The organism is Spirosoma luteum DSM 19990 (assembly GCF_000374065.1).
In the GTDB taxonomy this organism is placed as follows: Bacteria; Bacteroidota; Bacteroidia; order Cytophagales; family Spirosomataceae; genus Spirosoma; species Spirosoma luteum.
On the sequence record NZ_KB893301.1, the window covers coordinates 127,015 to 145,425 of the forward strand.

Annotated in this window: 19 protein-coding genes; 2 read left to right on the forward strand and 17 right to left on the reverse strand. The window is 50.0% G+C overall.

Annotation, left to right across the window (positions count from 1 at the left end; all coding sequences use genetic code 11):
* Positions 1–9: 9 nt before the first annotated feature.
* The 5 genes from B156_RS0125255 to B156_RS0125275 all read right to left on the reverse strand — a co-directional run bounded on the left by B156_RS0125255 (position 10) and on the right by B156_RS0125275 (position 6,260).
* Positions 10–708, reverse strand: a complete 699-nt coding sequence (locus B156_RS0125255) for an L-ribulose-5-phosphate 4-epimerase (protein ID WP_018622588.1) — start codon at positions 706–708, stop codon at positions 10–12.
* An 85-nt stretch (positions 709–793) separates the two neighbouring features.
* Positions 794–2,335, reverse strand: coding sequence for an alpha-N-arabinofuranosidase (locus tag B156_RS0125260; protein WP_018622589.1), 1,542 nt, complete (start codon positions 2,333–2,335; stop codon positions 794–796).
* A gap of 6 nt (positions 2,336–2,341) precedes the next feature.
* Complete coding sequence (gene araA / locus B156_RS0125265) at positions 2,342–3,832, reverse strand: L-arabinose isomerase (RefSeq protein ID WP_018622590.1); 1,491 nt, start codon at positions 3,830–3,832, stop codon at positions 2,342–2,344.
* Positions 3,833–3,899: 67 nt separating this feature from the next.
* Positions 3,900–5,549: a ribulokinase gene (locus B156_RS0125270; RefSeq protein WP_018622591.1), complete on the reverse strand. Its 1,650-nt coding sequence runs from the start codon at positions 5,547–5,549 to the stop codon at positions 3,900–3,902.
* A gap of 9 nt (positions 5,550–5,558) precedes the next feature.
* Complete coding sequence (locus B156_RS0125275; RefSeq protein WP_018622592.1) at positions 5,559–6,260, reverse strand: NUDIX hydrolase; 702 nt, start codon at positions 6,258–6,260, stop codon at positions 5,559–5,561.
* 343 nt (positions 6,261–6,603) lie between these two features.
* Between B156_RS0125275 and B156_RS32305 the strand changes: the two genes are divergently transcribed.
* Positions 6,604–6,774: a hypothetical protein gene (locus B156_RS32305; RefSeq protein WP_245563833.1), complete on the forward strand. Its 171-nt coding sequence runs from the start codon at positions 6,604–6,606 to the stop codon at positions 6,772–6,774.
* 215 nt (positions 6,775–6,989) lie between these two features.
* On the opposite strand, the gene B156_RS0125285 is transcribed toward B156_RS32305, so the two are convergent.
* The 11 genes from B156_RS0125285 to B156_RS0125335 form a co-directional block, all read right to left on the reverse strand.
* Positions 6,990–7,412: an OsmC family protein gene (locus tag B156_RS0125285; RefSeq protein ID WP_018622594.1), complete on the reverse strand. Its 423-nt coding sequence runs from the start codon at positions 7,410–7,412 to the stop codon at positions 6,990–6,992.
* Between the two features lie 240 nt (positions 7,413–7,652).
* The gene (locus B156_RS0125290; RefSeq protein WP_018622595.1) at positions 7,653–8,105 is read right to left on the reverse strand and encodes a Spy/CpxP family protein refolding chaperone; all 453 of its coding nucleotides are present in this window, start codon (positions 8,103–8,105) and stop codon (positions 7,653–7,655) included.
* A gap of 7 nt (positions 8,106–8,112) precedes the next feature.
* Entirely contained in the window at positions 8,113–8,577 is a 465-nt protein-coding gene (locus B156_RS0125295) for a hypothetical protein (protein ID WP_018622596.1), read from the reverse strand.
* Positions 8,578–8,648: 71 nt separating this feature from the next.
* Positions 8,649–9,221 (reverse strand): RNA polymerase sigma factor, encoded by a 573-nt coding sequence (locus B156_RS0125300; RefSeq protein ID WP_018622597.1) that lies wholly within the window; start codon positions 9,219–9,221, stop codon positions 8,649–8,651.
* 103 nt (positions 9,222–9,324) lie between these two features.
* Positions 9,325–10,278 (reverse strand): transketolase family protein, encoded by a 954-nt coding sequence (locus B156_RS0125305; protein ID WP_018622598.1) that lies wholly within the window; start codon positions 10,276–10,278, stop codon positions 9,325–9,327.
* Positions 10,279–10,286: 8 nt separating this feature from the next.
* The gene (locus tag B156_RS0125310) at positions 10,287–10,850 is read right to left on the reverse strand and encodes a hypothetical protein (protein ID WP_157627177.1); all 564 of its coding nucleotides are present in this window, start codon (positions 10,848–10,850) and stop codon (positions 10,287–10,289) included.
* Between the two features lie 2 nt (positions 10,851–10,852).
* Positions 10,853–11,830 carry an AAA family ATPase gene (locus tag B156_RS0125315; RefSeq protein ID WP_018622600.1) on the reverse strand — a complete coding sequence of 326 codons (978 nt, stop codon included), beginning with the start codon at positions 11,828–11,830 and terminating at the stop codon, positions 10,853–10,855.
* A 92-nt stretch (positions 11,831–11,922) separates the two neighbouring features.
* A complete protein-coding gene (locus tag B156_RS0125320) occupies positions 11,923–12,780 on the reverse strand; it encodes a transketolase (protein ID WP_018622601.1) in 858 nt (285 codons plus the stop codon).
* Between the two features lie 85 nt (positions 12,781–12,865).
* A complete protein-coding gene (bcp, locus tag B156_RS0125325) occupies positions 12,866–13,315 on the reverse strand; it encodes a thioredoxin-dependent thiol peroxidase (protein WP_018622602.1) in 450 nt (149 codons plus the stop codon).
* Between the two features lie 12 nt (positions 13,316–13,327).
* Entirely contained in the window at positions 13,328–15,406 is a 2,079-nt protein-coding gene (locus tag B156_RS0125330) for a peptidoglycan DD-metalloendopeptidase family protein (protein WP_018622603.1), read from the reverse strand.
* A 59-nt stretch (positions 15,407–15,465) separates the two neighbouring features.
* Positions 15,466–16,077, reverse strand: a complete 612-nt coding sequence (locus B156_RS0125335) for a fumarylacetoacetate hydrolase family protein (RefSeq protein ID WP_018622604.1) — start codon at positions 16,075–16,077, stop codon at positions 15,466–15,468.
* Positions 16,078–16,275: 198 nt separating this feature from the next.
* On the opposite strand from B156_RS0125335, the gene B156_RS0125340 reads away from it, so the two are divergent.
* A complete protein-coding gene (locus B156_RS0125340) occupies positions 16,276–17,097 on the forward strand; it encodes a M48 family metallopeptidase (RefSeq protein ID WP_018622605.1) in 822 nt (273 codons plus the stop codon).
* Positions 17,098–17,178: 81 nt separating this feature from the next.
* Here the strand turns inward: B156_RS0125340 and sucC are convergent, their stop codons facing one another.
* Positions 17,179–18,396 carry an ADP-forming succinate--CoA ligase subunit beta gene (sucC, locus tag B156_RS0125345; RefSeq protein ID WP_026261056.1) on the reverse strand — a complete coding sequence of 406 codons (1,218 nt, stop codon included), beginning with the start codon at positions 18,394–18,396 and terminating at the stop codon, positions 17,179–17,181.
* Positions 18,397–18,411 lie beyond the last annotated feature (15 nt).

Here is an 18,411-nt window from a genome sequence, read left to right on the forward strand (position 1 = left end):
AGGCTCTTTTTACTCTTCCTGCCCATAGTAAGCGTTCGGACCATGTTTCCGCTCGTAATGTTTGAGCCGGAGTGTATCCTTAATCCGGGGCGTATGGGGGTTTATCTGCAACGTCAGCTGAGCCATGCGGGCCACTTCTTCCAATACCGCCGAATTGTAAACGGCTTTGGCCGCCGTTTTTCCCCAGGTAAATGGCCCGTGATTTTGTAACAGCACCATCTCCATATCGCTTGGCGAAAGCCCTCTTTCCTGAAACGCGTTGAAAATCTGGTTGCCCGTTTCGTGTTCGTAATCGCCCTGAATCATGGCATCGGTCAGGACGGGCGCACAGGGAATATCCTGGTGGGTGTGGTCGGCGTGGGTGGTGCCAAAAATGGGAATGTCCATACCCGCCTGTGCCCAGGCCACGGCGTAGGTACTGTGCGTGTGCGCAATACCACCGATGTTCTCCCAGGTTTTGTAGAGCAGGGCGTGGGTTTTAGTATCGGATGAAGGCCGGTAAAGACCTTCGATGACGTTGGCATCGAAATCGCAGATAACGATGTCGTAGGGTGTCAGTTCTTCATAGGGCACACCACTGGGTTTGATGGCAAATACGCCCCGTTCCCGGTCAACGGCACTAACGTTGCCGAAGGTAAACAACACCAGGCCCAGGCTGGGAAGCTGCATGTTGGCCTCGTAACATTCTTCTTTTAAGGTCTGATACATAATTTAAAGAGTGAATGAGCGAAAGATGGAAAGTGTAGGAGAGGATCAGTATCGCTCTTTCACTCTTTCCTTCTTTCGCTCTTTTTCATAATTCCAATACAACGACCGATACGGGGGGCAGGGTCACCGTCAGGGTATTGCCCGATAGTTTGGCCCCGTTAAAAGCGGCTGGCTTGATGGTTTCCGGCTTTTCAAACGTGTTATGGTCCTGCACGTGTGCCGATGTCAGAATACGACCGGTCACGGCGGTGCTTTTTACGCCTTGCAGCGTCAGGGTGATGGTTTGTGGCTTGTTCATGTCGATGTTCACGAGCGAAATGTGCATCTTACCCGCTTTGTCGCGGGAGGCCGATACGGATACCGCCGGGAGTTTATACTTGTCCACCGCATAACTGCCAGATTTGATGTCGATGGGCAGGAGGGTGGCATCCTGGTGTACGCTGTACATTTCCATGACGTGGTAGGTTGGCGTCAGAATCATTTTTTCGCCCTTCGTCAAAATAACCGACTGCAACACGTTGATGGCCTGAGCGAGATTGGCCATCCGTACCCGGTCGGCATGTTTATGGAAAATATTGAGCGTAGAACCGGCCAGCACGGCATCGCGCATGGTATTCTGCTGATACAGGAAACCCGGATTCGTACCCGGCTCCACATTGTACCACGCTCCCCACTCATCCACAATGAGGGCTACTTTTTTCTCCGGGTCGTACTTGTCCATAATGGCCGCGTGCTTTTCAATGAATTCGTCCATTTTCAACGCTTCGTCCATCGTGTGGGCGTAGTCAGTTTCGGTAAAGTCGGTCGCCGACCCTTTCGCGTTTTCGCCCCAGCCAAACACCGAATAGTGGTGCATGGCCACACCCTCCAGCATATTCATGGGGATGTTTTTCATCAACGTTTCCGTCCAGTTGTAGTCATCGTCGCTGGCACCCGACGCAATCCGGAAAATCTTCTCCTTACCGACGTTTGCATTCATAAACGTGCTGTACTGCCGGTAGAGATTGGCGTAAAAATCGGGTTTCATGTTGCCGCCACAACCCCAGGCTTCGTTGGCTACACCCCAATAGCGTACGTTCCAGGGAGCGGTACGACCGTTCTCCTGCCGCAGGGTGGACATGGGACTGTCTTTCGGGAAGTTGACGTACTGTACCCATTCGCTCAACTCCTGCACGGTGCCACTGCCCACGTTCCCCGAGAGGTAAGGTTCAGTGCCCAGCAGTTCGCACATGTTCAGGAAATCGTGCGTACCGAAACTGTTGTTTTCCGTGACACCGCCCCACCACGTATTTACGATGGTTGGGCGTTTGTCTTTGGGGCCGATGCCGTCTTTCCAGTGGTAGGTGTCGGCAAAACAGCCGCCCGGCCAGCGAAGGTTAGGAATCTTCAGCTTTTTGAGCGCGTCCACCACATCCAGCCGCACCCCATTCTTGTTGGGGATTTTGGTGTTGTTTTCGCTCACGTAAAAGCCGTCGTAAATACTACGGCCGAGGTGCTCGGCGAAGTGGCCATAGATGTGTCGGCTGATGACCGTTTTGCCCTCATCGCCTTTGAGGGTAACCGTATTCTGGGCCTGAACGAACAGGCTGATACCTGACAGCAGAATGATTGTGAGTTCTTTTTTCATACAGGGTTATCGGTAATAGGATTCACTCCAGCGAAGTTCATTTTTCAGCTGACGTAGGTTTGTATCTCGGTCAATAACCACTAGTTCAACGCCAAATATGTCAGCGAGGTCTTCTACGTGGCTGGTTGTCAGGTTCTGGCTGTACACCGTATGGTGAGCACCACCGGCCAGAATCCAGGCCGCACAACCGGTTTGCATGTCGGGCATCGGTTTCCATAAGGCACGGGCAACGGGCAGTTTGGGTAATGCTTCCGATACGGCCACCGCTTCAACCTCATTGACCAGCAACCGGAATCGATTACCCATATCAATTAATGATACATTGATAGCGGGACCCGCCGGAGCATTGAACACCAGCCGGACCGGGTCGGCCTTACCGCCAATACCCAGTGGATGAATCTCACAGGTAGGTTTGCCGGCCGCGATGGATGGGCAGATTTCGAGCATGTGCGACCCCAGCACCAACGGATTTTCCGGATTGAAATGGTACGTATAATCCTCCATGAATGAGTTGCCGCCCGGCAGGCCGGAAGCCATCACTTTCATCGTGCGTACCATTGCCGACGTTTTCCAGTCGCCCTCACCCCCGAAGCCGTAGCCATCGGCCATTAGTCGCTGGGAGGCAATGCCGGGGAGTTGTGTCATGCCATGCAGGTCTTCGAATGTATCGGTGTACGCCGAGAAGCCGCCATCTTCCAGAAAAGCCCGCAGACCCAGTTCTATTTTAGCCGCATCGCGCAGGGAACTGTACTGGGCCCCGCCTTTACGCAGTGAATTCATCAGCGTGTAGGTATCGTTGTATTCCGTAATCAGCTGGTCGATGGACGCGTCGCTCATTTGATTGATAACGGCTACCAGATCGCCGATGCCGTGCGTATTGACCGACATGCCAAACGTCATTTCGGCGGCTACCTTGTCGCCATCGGTAACGGCCACCTGCCGCATGTTGTCGCCGAAGCGAACCACTTTCATGTTCTTCAATTCGAAAGCGGCCACAGCCACGCGGGACCAGGCCGCAATCTTTTCCACTACGTCGGGCTGCTGCCAGAAACCAACCACTATTTTCCGGTTCAACCGCATACGAGCCATGATGAACCCAAATTCCCGGTCGCCGTGAGCCGACTGGTTGAGGTTCATAAAGTCCATGTCGATGTTGCTCCAGGGAATGTCGCGGTTGAATTGGGTGTGCAGGTGGAGCAATGGTTTCTGAAGGACGGCTAATCCCCGAATCCACATTTTGGCGGGCGAGAATGTGTGCATCCAGGTAATGATACCTACGCAGTTGGGCGCTACGTTCGCTTCCTGACAGATAGCGTAGATTTCGTCGGGTGTTTTAACGACGGGTTTGAATACCACCCGGATTGGGATAGGGGCGGCTTTGTCCAGAAATTCCGCAATAATTTGGGAGTGCTCCGCTACCTGCCGGAGCGTTTCTTCGCCGTATAAATGCTGGCTACCGGTCACGAACCAGACTTCGTATTTTTTCAGGTCAATCATTAGACTACTAAATTTTGAGATTGGTCGGCCGACAATTAGCTGTCGGACTGTTTAGTGTACAGTTTACTTAGCTGGGTTCGGCCGTGTGCTTCTCAACAAAGGCTCCCAGGTCCAGGTATTTTTTGTAGAGGATATCATAAGTACTTACCTTGTCGGGCCGGGGCGTGTACTCCGCATCAAAGCCTGAACCCATTGCCTGCTGGGCCGCTTCCAGATTGGGGTGAACGCCGGCCGCTACGGACGCGCACATGGCCGCTCCCAGCGCACACGCCTGGTCGGCCGTGGCTACCTGAATGGGTTTGTTCAGCACGTCAGCCAGGGTTTGCATAACGAACGCTGATTTCTTGGCGACACCACCAATGGCAATTACCTTCCTGATGGGAACGCCTTCTGCGATGAATCGCTCGACAATGCTGCGGGAACCAAACGCGGTGGCTTCTACCAGTGCTTTAAAAAATTTGGGCGCATCGGTGCCGAGGTTTAGACCCGTGAGGGCCGCTTTCAGCGTGTGGTTGGCATCAGGTGTCCGGCGACCGTTTATCCAGTCCAGTGCTAGTACGTCCTGTTCGGTTACGGGTAACCGGGCCGCTTTGTCGGCTAGATGGGGAATGAGTTGCTGACTGAGTTTATCGGCTGCTTCGTCGCCCAGTAACTCTCGTACCGGACTGGTAATGAGTCGGGAAAACCAGGCGTACACATCACCGAAAGCCGACTGCCCCGCTTCCAGCCCCAGCATGCCCGGTGCTACCGAACCATCTACCTGTCCGCAGATTCCCCGGATGAGCCGATGGCCAATTTCCTCGTTGGGAGCCATCAGAATGTCGCAGGTAGAGGTGCCAATGATACGCACAAACGCGTAGGGTTCAATCTGCGCGCCGATGGCACCCATGTGCGCATCGAAAGCACCAATGCCCACCACCACATCCGGCGAAAGGCCCAGCTTTCCAGCCCATTCGGGCGAAAGGGTGCCCATTGGCTGGTCGGACGTGTAGGTTTCTGTAAACAGACGGTCGCACAGACCATCCAGCAGCGGGTCGAGCCTAGTAAGGAATTCGTTGGATGGTAGTCCATTAAATTCGCGGTGCCAGAGGGCTTTGTGACCAGCTGCACAGCGCGACCGGTGCAACGTCAGTGGGTTTGTGTTACCCGTTAGTACCGCCGATATCCAGTCGCAGTGTTCAACCCAGGAAAAGGCGTGCGGTCGAATAGATTCATCCACCCGAAGCTGATGCAGCAACTTGGCCCAGAACCACTCCGATGAATAGATGCCGCCCACGTATTTAGTGTAGTCCACATCCCAGTGGTGGGCCAGTTCATTAATTTCGCTGGCTTCGGCGTTGGCGGTGTGGTCTTTCCAAAGAATAAACATGCCGTTCGGGTTATCCAGGCAATCGGGGCGAAGGGCGAGTGGTAGACCTGTTTCGTCCACCGCACAGGGTGTAGAGCCGGTTGTATCCACGGAGATGCCAACTACCTGTTGCTTTACCTCGCCGGGTGCCTGCGCCAAAGCGCCAACAATGGATGCTTCCAGTCCTTCCAGATAGTCGAGCGGGTGTTGCCGAAACTGTGCGGTAGCGGGGTCACAGTAAAGTCCCTGTTTCCAGCGCGTGTATTCATGGACATGAGTGCCGACGGTTTCTCCTGTCAGAGCATTGGTTATCAATGCTCTGACGGAGTCACTGCCAAAATCGACACCGATAACATAGGGATTCGTCATGAAATAAGGTCAGGATAAAGTTAGTTCCGGAAAAAAACTCACGTAGTCATTCAAATAGCGCTGGTAGTTGGTGGTATCCAGCCGGTAAAGCTGTCCTTTCTTGGTGGCAGATTTACTGTCTTTCTCACCTGTACCGAGTAGTAACCCGGTAGAAATTATTTTTCGGCTGAAATTCCGCCGGTCGAGTTTTCGATTGTAAATCGCTTCGTACAGTTTCTGAAGCTGGGGAATGGTAAACTGTTCGGGTAGTAACTCAAATCCGATAGCATGCAGGGCTGCTTTGTAGCGTAGCTGCTGCCTGGCCTGTTCTACCATCTTGTTATGGTCAAAAATCAGGTTGGGTTTCTCAGACAGGCTAATCCAGTACGCATTATGCGCATTAATCGCGTTTATATCCTGTTGCTGGCTGTTGACCAGGGCGTAGTAAACAACGGAAATGGTGCGCTCAACGGGGTCTCGGTTTATGGATCCGAAGGTTTGTAGCTGTTCGAGGTAGTTGTTTTTCAAGCCTGTTAATTCGTACAAAATTCGCTGGGCAGCCGTTTCAAGGTCCTCGTCTTCTCCTAAAAAACCACCCATCAATGACCATTTACCAAGCTCCGGTTCAAAATTTCGTTTGATAAGCAACAGTTTAATATCTTCCCCATCGAAGCCAAAAATAATACAGTCGAGGGCGACCAGGATTCGATTGGAATGCGTATAGTAACTCATCGTGGCAACAAAGAAAGTACCGGAAAATTGTAATGGTGTTTATAAGACACAATTATAAGAAAAAGCATTCGTAATCCGTAAATCGTTCTAAAAAATATAATGTCCAGTACCGACAGGTATGGTGTAAGTAGGGTGATAATTGCCAATATGAATCTGACCATGGGGAAAAGAAGCGTAGAAGTAGGTAGATTTAAAATAGATAGTTATACCTATATTCGCAGGATGACACCTGAACGCAGACTTGACCAGTTAGAGCCACTGATGGCTGACGCACTCCAAAAAATTGATCGCCTGATTGAAGGTCAGGGCAAACTGATTGATATGGTTACCCGCGCCGACCAGAATGCAACCAATGCCGCTGCGCGAGCAGACTACGCTGCTGAGCGAGCAGACCACGCTGCTGAGCGAGCGGACTATGCCGCTGAACGAACAGACTACGTTGCTGGGCGAGCAGACTATGCTGCTGAAAAGGCGGATTACGCTGCTGAGCGAGCAGACTACGCTGCTAAAATGACTGATACAACAGCTAAAGGTGTGGCTAACCTCACTGTATCTATGCAGAAACAGTTTGACGAACTACGAACCGGGCAGGAAACAATTATGAATTATCTGCGGGAGAAACTTCCTTAAAATAGCGTTTGCTAGAGTTGCATCTGGTCAAAAAATCTCCCATAAAACGCCAAAGGCCGGATTAGTCCGGCCTTTGGCGTTTACGTATACTTAGTACGGTTAAGCTAACGTAGCCTCAACGGTGATTTTCGTATTGAACAACTTGGAAATGGGACAATTCGCTTCGGCATCGTCTACCAGCGACTGAAATTTATCTTTGTCAATCCCCGGTACACTTGCCTTTACAATCAGGTGCGACTCGCTAATGCTACCCGCATCGCTATCAAGTGTGATGATGCTCTGCGTATCGATTGAATCAGCGGTAAAACCGGCTTCCTGTAAGTTAAAGGCCAGTTTCATGGAGAAACAGCCCGCGTGCGCTGCGCCAACCAGCTCTTCCGGATTAGTCCCTACGCCATCGGCAAAGCGAGTGTTAAATGAATATTGTGTACCGTTCAGTACCGAACTGGCCGTTGAAACCATTCCTTTACCTTCTTTACCCGACCCTTCCCAATGGGCGGATGCTTTACGTTTAATGTTCATGCTGGAATAATTTAGTGAATGCCAACCTACGTAAGTGGCCGTATATAATAAAGCTCAACAGAGGAATTTTGTTACAAATTCGGCGAGTAGTTCTGCTATTCCGGAAAATGATTGAGTCGTACTACCGTCCCCGACAATCAGGAACAATAGTACGACTCCGCTAATCTTTGAGATGGGTGGGACTTATCTAATGCGCTAAATAAGAGGAATACAGGTTATGAAACGGTGCTGTTTCCAGTACTAATTTCCCTGATTTAGCCGATTGAGCAACATCTTGTTAAATTCCTGCTCTGTCTTGTACAATTCAGTCAGTTGGGCAGGGGTAATAACTTTTAGAAATCGGCCCATATATTCTTCGTCCAGATCGGCCAGTTTCTGCTTGGTTGCGTTCACCTCCCGAAGGCCGTTTACCAGTTGCTCTTCATTCGCACCGGAGCGGTTTGGCGCGTTGTTCAACTGACGAACCCGCCGGTTCAGCTCCTGCTTCTTGGCATTGTATTCATTATAAACCGCCCAAAACTGGGGAGCCTGATCGGTAGTCAGGTTCAGCCGGTTCGTAATCATGCCAATTTTGGCTGCTTCAATTTTCTGCCGCCCATTGCCGTCATTCTGTGCGCTGGCCACCTGTGCCGTAAACATCAGACTAACCAGCCAACCGATAAATACGTATCTCATTTTAGTAAGGTTAATCATGCTTAAATCAGGAACCCCGATTGGGAATATCCTGCACGTTATACTCTTTTATGTGTTGTTGAATATCGACCGGATTCACATTGAGAAACTCAATGGCTGTTGTATCGCTACCCAATGAATAGTGGAGCTGCTGACTATCGGCTAGTTCGTAAGCGTTTACTCCCTGTTCTTCCAGATAAGCCGCTATCATCTGATTGCTAACACCAGCCAGTGCTTCACCTGGTATTGACTCCTGACGTTGCGGTAATGTTTGCCAGACTAAAAAGGCAATCAGACTGACCCCCGCCAGTGATGCTGCCGTACGCTGCCAGGACCAGCTGATGCTTAACGCGGGCCTGGACTTTCTTGTTACGTGGGCTTGTACGCGAGAGGGGAGCGCATCGAAGTACCCATCCGGAGCCGTAAACGGCACTTGCCGTAATGGATGCTCGGGGGGTAACTCATCAAGCCTGAATTCGTTTTTGGCGTTCATTATGTTGGTGTGTATTCGATACACAATTTAATCTTGTTTCTGGGAATTTGACAGTCTGGACCGGCTGTGGTTTAATCGGTTGTATCGGTTTTCGTTAGATAATCTTCTATTTTTTTCACAGCCAGGTGGTAAGAGGCTTTCAACGCACCCACCGATGTACCTGTAATGTCCGAAATTTCTTCGTATTTCATGTCATCGAAATACTTCATGTTGAAAACCAGCCGCTGCTTATCGGGTAATTTCAATAGCGCCTTTTGCAATTTTAACTGTATCTCTTCGCCACTTAACTCGTTGCCCGATGTAACGTAGTCGGCGTTGGTTTCCAGCTTTTCCATCAACTCACCTTCCACGTCGCCAATGGGCAGAAAAAAGCGTCGGCGTTTCTTGTTGAGGAAGTTCAGGCACTCATTGGTAGCAATGCGGTAAACCCAGGTATATAACTGACTGTCGCCCCGAAACTGTTCCAGACTGTTCCAGACTTTTATGAACGTTTCCTGCACCAGATCGTCAGCATCATCGTGGTCGATGACCATTTTCCGGATGTGCCAATAGATTTTCTGCTGATACTTACGCACCAGTAGGTTAAAGGCATAGTTCCGGCTCGACGGGTCGCGGTATTTGGCAAGCAGTTCTTCGTCAGTCATTCTTCATGCAGTTTACGGTTTTTGGTTGTTATCTTAGGATTGGCTGGCACACTTATAAATTTTTGCGTCAGCAAACCGTAAACCAAAACCGTAAATCATAAATCTATTTTCTTGCTATTGCTTTTTTCACCTGTTCAACGATCTTGTCGGCTGTGAGGCCGTACTTTTCCATCAACTGGTCGGGAGTAGCACTTTCGCCAAATGTATCGTGAACGCCCACGTATTCCAGCGGGGCCGGATAGTAGCGGGCTAGTACCTGCGCCACACTATCGCCCAGGCCGCCATTGATCATGTGCTCTTCGGCCGAAACCGCACAGCCGGTTTTCTTCACCGATGCCAGAATGGCTTCTTCGTCCAGTGGCTTGATGGTGTGAATATTGATAATATCGGCTTCGATGCCCTGTTCCGACAGGATTTCACCCGCTTTGATGGCTTCCCAAACCAGGTGCCCTGTGCAGAAGATAGATACGTCTTTTCCTTCGTTCACTGTCCAGGCTTTTCCAATCTCGAACTTCTGGTCGACGGGGGTAAATACGGGAATAACCGGTCGGCCAAAACGCAGATAAACCGGACCAACATGTTCGGCAATGGCCAGGGTAGCGGCTTTGGTCTGGTTGTAATCGCAGGGATTAATAACCGTCATGTTAGGCAGCATTTTCATCATGCCCAGATCTTCCAGAATTTGGTGGGTAGCGCCATCTTCGCCGAGGGTCAGGCCCGCGTGCGAAGCGCAAATTTTAACGTTTTTGTTGGAATACGCTACCGATTGCCGAATCTGGTCATATACACGGCCCGTAGCGAAATTAGCGAACGTGGTGGCGAAGGGAATATGACCGCCAATGGTCAGGCCTGCCGATACGCCAATCATGTTGGCTTCGGCAATGCCACACTGAACGAAGCGTTCCGGATTTTCTTTAATGAATGTGTCCAGTTTGAGCGAACCCGCCAGATCGGCTGTCAGCGCGATCACACTGGGGTTCGATTTGCCTAGTTCGGCTATGCCCGCGCCGAAGCCCGAACGCGTATCTTTCTTTTCGGTATAGTCGTATTTTTTCATAGTCTCTATTAATTCGCCGAAGCGAGATTTTGCAATTTAGTTAGAAAATACTGTGCCGAGGGACAGTTTGGGTGTTTTGCTGCGTTTTCGATGGTGAAGCCATTGTTCTTCATGGCATTCGCCAGAAGAACTTTACTCTTGCGAAACCGATTGAATCGGCCTGATTGTAAGCCTAAGTTGATAATGGTTGTTATCGCGTCTCCATCCGCTTCCGGAAACTCAATAAAAGTGTCAACCCCAACAAAGTGACTCAACGTGGAGTCATCAGCCAGGTACCAGTTTTCAAATTCTTTGACGGCCACAATGACTGTTTGATCAGGGTGTTGGCTAACATCCTGTTTTGTCAGCGTTATACACAAATCTTTATCCAGATCAACTAGCACGTAAATATGCTCAGCACCTTTATCCAGCAGAATCTGACGGTGCTTGTTAATACGCTCTGCACCGTATTCTTTTTTACCACCAGCTTGCGTAACGCCAATCAACTCTATACCGAATTGAGCAATGGATGCTCTGAAGCCGACAGTATCCAGAATAATTGGTTCGGTTTCTCCTTCACAAATGATACCCAATTTTACCACGGAATCCCACCTCCGAGAGCATTGGAAAGCCAGGCTTCGTCCATGGGTAAATCGTGCAAATCCATACCTTGAATTTGTTTAGTCTTCGTTACTCCTTCCTTCTTATCGACCAAAACAATTTCTTCGGATGTCAGCTGGGAGACCAGCATATGCGAGTGCGTATTGAGCCATATGTAATGGCCAAACTCTTCGCAGGCGTATCGACAAAGATTAACAAGTTCCTTAACAACCTTAGGATTTAGACCATTTTCTGGTTCTTCAATGCATAAAAACTGCGGTTCTTGGCTTTGATAAATGGCTGTTAGTAGAGCCAAAATGTTTTTTGTCCCATCAGAGATTAAGTCTTTGGTGAAATACTGAGGTGTTGAATTTTCGAACCAGTGTAGTTCATCCCGTTCATCAACCTCAACGGCTTTAAAACCAGGAACGAATAATTCGAGCCACTCGAAGATTTCAGCCTTTAGTACCTTATTGTTAAGTAGCCTCTTTAATACCTTTTCCAGATTTTTTGCTGATAGAGAAAGTCGACGGTTATCGTCTAAGGGTAATTTTACTAGATCTTCATTCTTCACAAAGAGCCTTGAAGAATTAGCGAAATACTGTTTGTATTCCGGTGACTCTTTTTCTTGGGTTGTTAAGTTATTTTCTTCCTCTATGATTAGACCCCCGTATTCCTCTTGGAATTCTTCCTCTGAATAGGAATATTGAACACCGAAGTGATCGAAATACACATTGAAGGCGAATGTCTTAGTGGGATCTTGTCTCCTCAAAAAGTTTGCGTATCCACCAAACAAACTTGTCACAATAACTTTTGAAGTCCTATATCTTAAATTCACAAACTCTAGAGCCTCGAAAATATTCGATTTGCCCGACCCGTTGGGGCCAACAAAGACCGTGAACGGATTGGGCTCAATAAGCTCAATCCGTTCGATGGACTTGAAATTTTCGATTACTAAGGATTTGATTTTCATATCTTGTGTAGAGACGCAATACCTTGCGTCTCTACACAAGATGGTATTGCTGACGCACATGAGACGCAAGGTATTGCGTCTCTACATATCGACTAATAATCTTCCATTCCCACCGTCAAGGGCAGGCCATTCAGGGCTTGCGTTAGCTGGTCGGCGTTGGGGGCCGTGCCGTGCCATTTGTAATTGCCCACCATGTAGTCGACGCCGAAGCCCATTTCGGTATGCATTAGAATCATCGTGGGTACGTCGGGGTTTTCCTGCGCTTTATTGAGTGTCCGGATAACCTCGGCCATATCGTTCCCTTCCATTTCGTCAACGAACCAGCCAAAAGCGCGGTACTTGTCGGCCAGGCTCCGGTTATTGTTCACATTGTCGGTTGTGCCGTCAATCTGGGCGTGGTTCAGGTCGATAACGGCGGTCAGGTTGCCGAGTTTTTTGTTGGGCGCAAACTGAGCCGCTTCCCAAATCTGGCCTTCCTGTTGCTCACCGTCGCCCATGAGTACATATACATGATTTTTATCCCCATTGAGTTTTTTGGCATAGGCTGCTCCACTGGCTACCGATAAGCCCTGCCCCAGCGAACCGGAGGCAATCCGAACGCCTGGCAGGTGCTCGGCCGTAGTGGGGTGCCCCTGCAACCGGCTGTCGAGTTTGCGGAATGTTGCCAGTTCCGAAACCGGGAAGTATCCTGCCCGAGCCAACACCGAATAAAACACCGGCGAAATGTGGCCGTTGGAAAGAAAGAAAATATCCTCGTCGCGGCCATCCATATCGAAGACTGGATTACCCCGGGCATCTTTTTTTCGGTTCATCACCTCAAAATAAAGAGCGACAAAAAAATCGGCGCAGCCCAACGAACCGCCGGGGTGGCCCGAATTAACAGCTGCAACCATCCGAAGGATGTCGCGCCGAACGGCCGTAGCCGTGCCTTCAAGTTGTTCGATTTTCATAGTTTTACACTGTAGAGACGTAATACCTTGCGTCTCATGACCGGATGGTATTGCCGACTCACATAAGAAGCAAGGGATTACGTTTCTACGTTAATATCTGTTTTGCGTGTTCTTTAGTATCAACTTTTTCGATGATGTCCGTAAGGATACCCTGCTCATCAATGAGGAAAGTAGTGCGGACAATACCCATGAATTTTTTGCCGTACATGGATTTTTCTTTCCAGACATCGTAGGCTTCTACCACCTGTTTATCCGTGTCGGCAACAAGCGTGAAGGGCAAGTCGTACTTGGTTATAAACTGCTGATGCGCTTTTTGGTCATCGACACTTACGCCCAAAACGTCGTAACCCGCTGCCCGTAAGTCAGCGTAATTGTCGCGCAGGCTACAGGCCTGGGCGGTGCAACCCGGTGTGTCATCCTTCGGGTAAAAATACAGCACCACTTTTCTGCCTTTGTAATCAGACAGCCTGACAGGATTACCCTGCTGGTCAACACTCGTAAAATCGGGAGCGGGGTCGCCGATGGATAGGCTCATAGGATAGCTGGTTTATCGTCTCTTTTTCTTTCGTGTCGGGGCCACTTTCCGACGAACTGCGGGACGAGGTTCGTTTATAGTCGTACTGTCAGAACCAATATTACCCGACCGGTCTTTAACCTGAACAAGTACCTCGACTCCTTTCTCGAAAGCTTCGTCAGGATTCAGCTTGTCCGACCAAAGCAACGACCGCTTGTAATCATACTGCATCAGTACCCATTCGCCGTTGACCAGTGCCCTGAAGTCAGCAATGCCCGACAGGTCGTCCCGAATGCGGGCTGTAATGCCCTGTTCAGTAGCTGTCAGGATATCTACTTTAGGCGGGTTGGTATCCGTCATCAGTTGAAACCGACCTAATGACCGGGTTTTGAACTCAATGTGTCCCCCGCTCCAGGTACCTCCTAAATAACTCTCATTTCCGCCACTCGTCCAATACACTTTAGTACGGGCGGTGTCAATGGCAATGGGATAATCCGGAGTGTAGGAAACGGTCAGGTAATCGTTTAGGGGTATAATGGATTGGTTAATTTCCAGTCCCCCGCCCGGCAACAGGCGCGTAGCCAAATAAAGCGTGTCGAACAGGGTTCCGGTTGTAAACTGCAATCGGTTTTTACCATCTGTAACAACCTCTTTCCGCCCCGGGATTAACTTCTTCCTCAGATTTGTTCGTATGATACTATGACCAAACTCAACGGAGTCGGGCAAAGACTGACGCAAATCTATAAGATAAACCGCTTGATTAGCGTGAACATAGCTAACAGGTTGCTCAATTACAGTACGACCAACAAAGAGTTTAGCCGCCGGTGGATTGTCAATCGGTAAATTCCTGACGCTCAACTTCAGTACATTTTCGTCAGTTGTGATGGTGGCAGTAGGAGCCTGCTCAATGATGGTTGCCGCAACTGGTTTGGTAACCGGACTCTCCGCCAGTGAATCCAGCCGGAGTCCGCTCTCAGGTGCTTGTTCCGGCAGAATAGTAAACGTCAGCTGGGCAGAGTGGTCAAATGCATCGAAAAGGACCAGCGTTACCTCGTGGGGCTTTCCATCCAGCAAGGGCAAACGACCCCGGTAGGTTGCATTGTTCTGTAACTTGTACAGATTGAGGCTGTTGCCATCGGCTATATAAGCCCGGTGATAGCGCTGACCACTCGTCTGCTCAATCTCGTAGTTTTCGTGAATGTTCATGAACCGGGTTTTCTCACTCGGAAAACTGTTCATGTTATACGAAAAAACTTCCCGCCCGTCGAGTCGAACTTCCAGGCAGCTAATGCCAATACGGTAAGGCGAACCGCTGGTTTTGTCGTAGGCCAGTGCTTCTATCCCAATCAGACCCGAAGCCGTTATGGGCTGGGTAATGGTATAGGTGCCATCGGCCCGGCGCACGGGTGCGTAGCTTACCCGGTGGTACTCGCCGTTGATACGCGAGGTTGGGGTCATTGTTTTCAGGGCAATCCGCTCAAAATAGGGCGGAACGTTGTCCTGGATTTCCGGGAATCCGTACAGTAGTGGATTGATCAGGTTATCGTGGGCATCCCGAATCTCGAAGTGCAGATGCGGCCCACCCGAACCACCCGTATTACCCGATGCCGCAATAACGTCGCCCTGCTTGACCGGAAACTGCCCGGGTTTAAAGCGCAGGTCAATCTCAAAGGTTTTCTTCTGATACTGCTGCGCCTTCAGATAAATTCCCAACGTATCCCTGAGTGACTTCAGGTGGCCATAAACGGTGGTGAGGCCGTTCGGGTGTTTGATGAAGATAACGTTACCATAGCCACCGGTAAAAACGGCGATTCGGGCTATATAGCCGTCGGCAGCGGCATGAACATCGAGCCCCTCACGGCCACCCGTTCGGATATCCAGACCCGCGTGAAAGTGATTGGGGCGTAAGTCGCCCACGCCCCCCGACAATGAGTTGGCAGCACCGGGCTGAATGGGAAATATAAAATACCCGTTTATGAGGGTACCCGGTTTTATGTATCCCGTTGCAACCGTTTCCGCCAGAGGGGTCGAATCTGGCCTGACCGATTGGCCCCAGACCAGATTGAGCGAGGCCAGAAACGTAAGGAACCTAAAAAATAAGAGTCGTTTCAAAAGAAAAACTGTCGATGATTTGTCAGAGCATACCCATACACTGTGTTGACAAAATGAACTTACTTTACATCAAATGTCAGCATGGGTTTATCGGCAATAAATGCGGTTAACTTATCCCCAACCTGAACCGGTCCCACACCCTTTGGTGTGCCCGTGAATAAAATGTCGCCCTGTTGAAGCAGAAAAAAACGCGACACGAACGATATCAAATAATCAATCTGGAACAACATTAAACTGGTATTGCCCCGTTGCCGGGTTTCGCCGTTAACGTCCAGGTGAAAGTTTAGATTTTTAAGGTCCGGGAAATCCGATTTGGGCACAAAGCCCGAGATAGGGGCCGAGCCGTTGAAGCCTTTGGCCAGTTCCCACGGGAGCCCCTTCGCCTTTAGTTTACTTTGTAAGTCGCGGGCGGTAAAATCAATACCAACACCTATTTCGTCGTAGTATTTGTGCGCGAATTTCTCGTCAATATTTTTCCCTACCCGATTGATTTTGACCAGAATTTCGACCTCGTGGTGAACATCCCGGGAGAAATCCGGGTAGAAGAACGGCTCGTTTTTCAGAGGGACGGCCGTTTCCGGTTTCAGGAAGATAACGGGGGCGTCGGGCTGTTCGTTGTTCAACTCCTTAATATGCTCGACGTAATTCCGACCAACGCAGATGATTTTCATACGGGATTCTCTAGGTTTAGGCCTGATAATCAACACACGCCTGAACCGGTAGACATGAGTTTTTAAACTATTCAGATTATTGCAAATCTAAGGACTAAAGAGGGCCTGACCGCATCTGGTTTACAAAAATTTGAACAAATGCCAGCTCTGGTGAGTCATATAACGTCAGAATCTCACTAAACAAGAAAATACAAATTAATGAAAAAGACACTCCTAAGTATGTTAGTGCTGGTGGGACTCATCTCCTCCTGTGCACGGGTACCGCTAACGGGCCGTCGGCAATTACTGCTGGTGCCTAGCGATCAGATTTTGGCGCTGAGCAGTCAGCAATACAAGCAGTTCCTGGATACCAGCCGCGTGGTAAACTCCGGCGATGCCGAGATGGTACGCCGGGTTGGTGTGCGTATCCGCCAGGCTGTTGAGCAATACATGAACGCAAACGGGCTTAGTAAGCGATTAGAAGGATTCAACTGGGAGTACAACCTGGTACAAAGCCCTCAGGTAAATGCCTGGTGTATGCCCGGAGGTAAGATTGTCGTTTATTCCGGTATTCTGCCGTACACCCAGAATGAAGCAGGATTAGCCACTGTAATGGGCCATGAGGTGTCGCACGCCATTGCCGAACACGGTAATGAGCGCATGAGCGAAAGCCTCGTAGCTAATGGATTGATGCAGGTAGGGCAGGCCTATCTGGGATCGCAGGCGCAGCAGAGTAATACTACCAGGGCTCTGCTGATGCAGGCGGTTGGTGCCGGGTTGCCTGCTGCCTATCAGGTGGGCCGTGCCTTGCCGCACAGCCGGGCGCAGGAATCGGAAGCGGATCACCTCGGCCTGGTATTCATGTCGATGGCCGGATACAATCCGGAGGAGGCTGTGGCGTTCTGGTCGCGTATGGCCAAAGCGGGTTCCGGTAAGTCAACGCCTGAGTTCCTATCGAGCCACCCATCTGATGCTCGCCGGATCAATGATTTGCAGAAGTTGTTGCCCGAAGCGAAGACGTATTACGCCAAAGCTCGTTAGTTGCGACCAAGTACCAGCAAAAAGTAAAAGCCCGAACGTGCGTTCGGGCTTTTACTTTTTGCTGGTACTTGGTCAAAGTTCTTACAACGACTCAATAACCTGCCGAACCTTCTCGGCGGCTTCCTTAAGTAATACGGCTGATTGTACTTTCAAACCAGATTCGTCAATGATTTTAGCCCCTTCTTCGGCATTGGTACCCTGCAAACGAACGATAATCGGAACCGGAATATTACCGATGGCTTTGTAGGCTTCCACAACACCCGTAGCCACACGGTCGCAGCGAACGATACCACCGAAAATATTGATCAGGATCGCTTTTACGTTCGGGTCTTTCAGAATAATCCGGAAACCGGCTTCTACCGTTTTGGCATTGGCTCCACCCCCAACATCGAGGAAGTTAGCCGGTTCGCCACCGGATAGTTTGATAATATCCATGGTTGCCATGGCCAGACCAGCACCGTTTACCATACAGCCGACGTTCCCGTCCAGTTTCACGTAGTTCAGGTCATTGGCCGACGCTTCAACTTCGAGAGGATCTTCTTCGGCCAGATCACGCATGGCTTTCAGGTCGAGGTGGCGGTACAGGGCATTATCGTCCAAGTTCACCTTAGCATCAACGGCCAGAATTTTGTTGTCTGACGTTTTCAGAACCGGGTTAATCTCGAACATGGATGCATCCGTGTCCACGTACGCTTTATAAAGTGCTGTAACGAACTTCACCATTTCTTTGAAGGCTTCCCCTTCCAGCCCAAGCCCGAAAGCTACCTTGCGTGCCTGAAACGGTTGCAGCCCAACGGATGGATCGATCCATTCTTTCACGATTTTTTCGGGTGTATGCTCGGCTACCTCTTCAATGTCCATACCGCCTTCGGTACTGGCCATTATGACGTTACAGGCTTTGTTCCGGTCGAGCAGAATACCGATGTACATTTCCTTTGGTTCCGTAGCACCAGGGTAATACACATCTTCGGCAATGAGGACTTTGTTCACCTGTTTTCCTTCCGGGCCGGTCTGGTGGGTAACCAGTACGTTACCAATGAGATTTTTGGTGATGTCCCGTACCGCATCGATACTTTTGGCTAATGCTACGCCCCGTTGCTCAGAACCAACGATCTTGCCTTTTCCGCGGCCACCGGCGTGAATCTGAGATTTTACCACCACAAACTTCTGACCTGACTGGGCCATCAGGAGTTTGGCGGCTTCAACGGCTTTCTCGGGTGATTCAGCTACGATACCCTCCTGAATGCGGACACCGTACTTTTTAAGAATTTCTTTACCCTGATACTCGTGTATATTCATGGCAACTGCAACAAG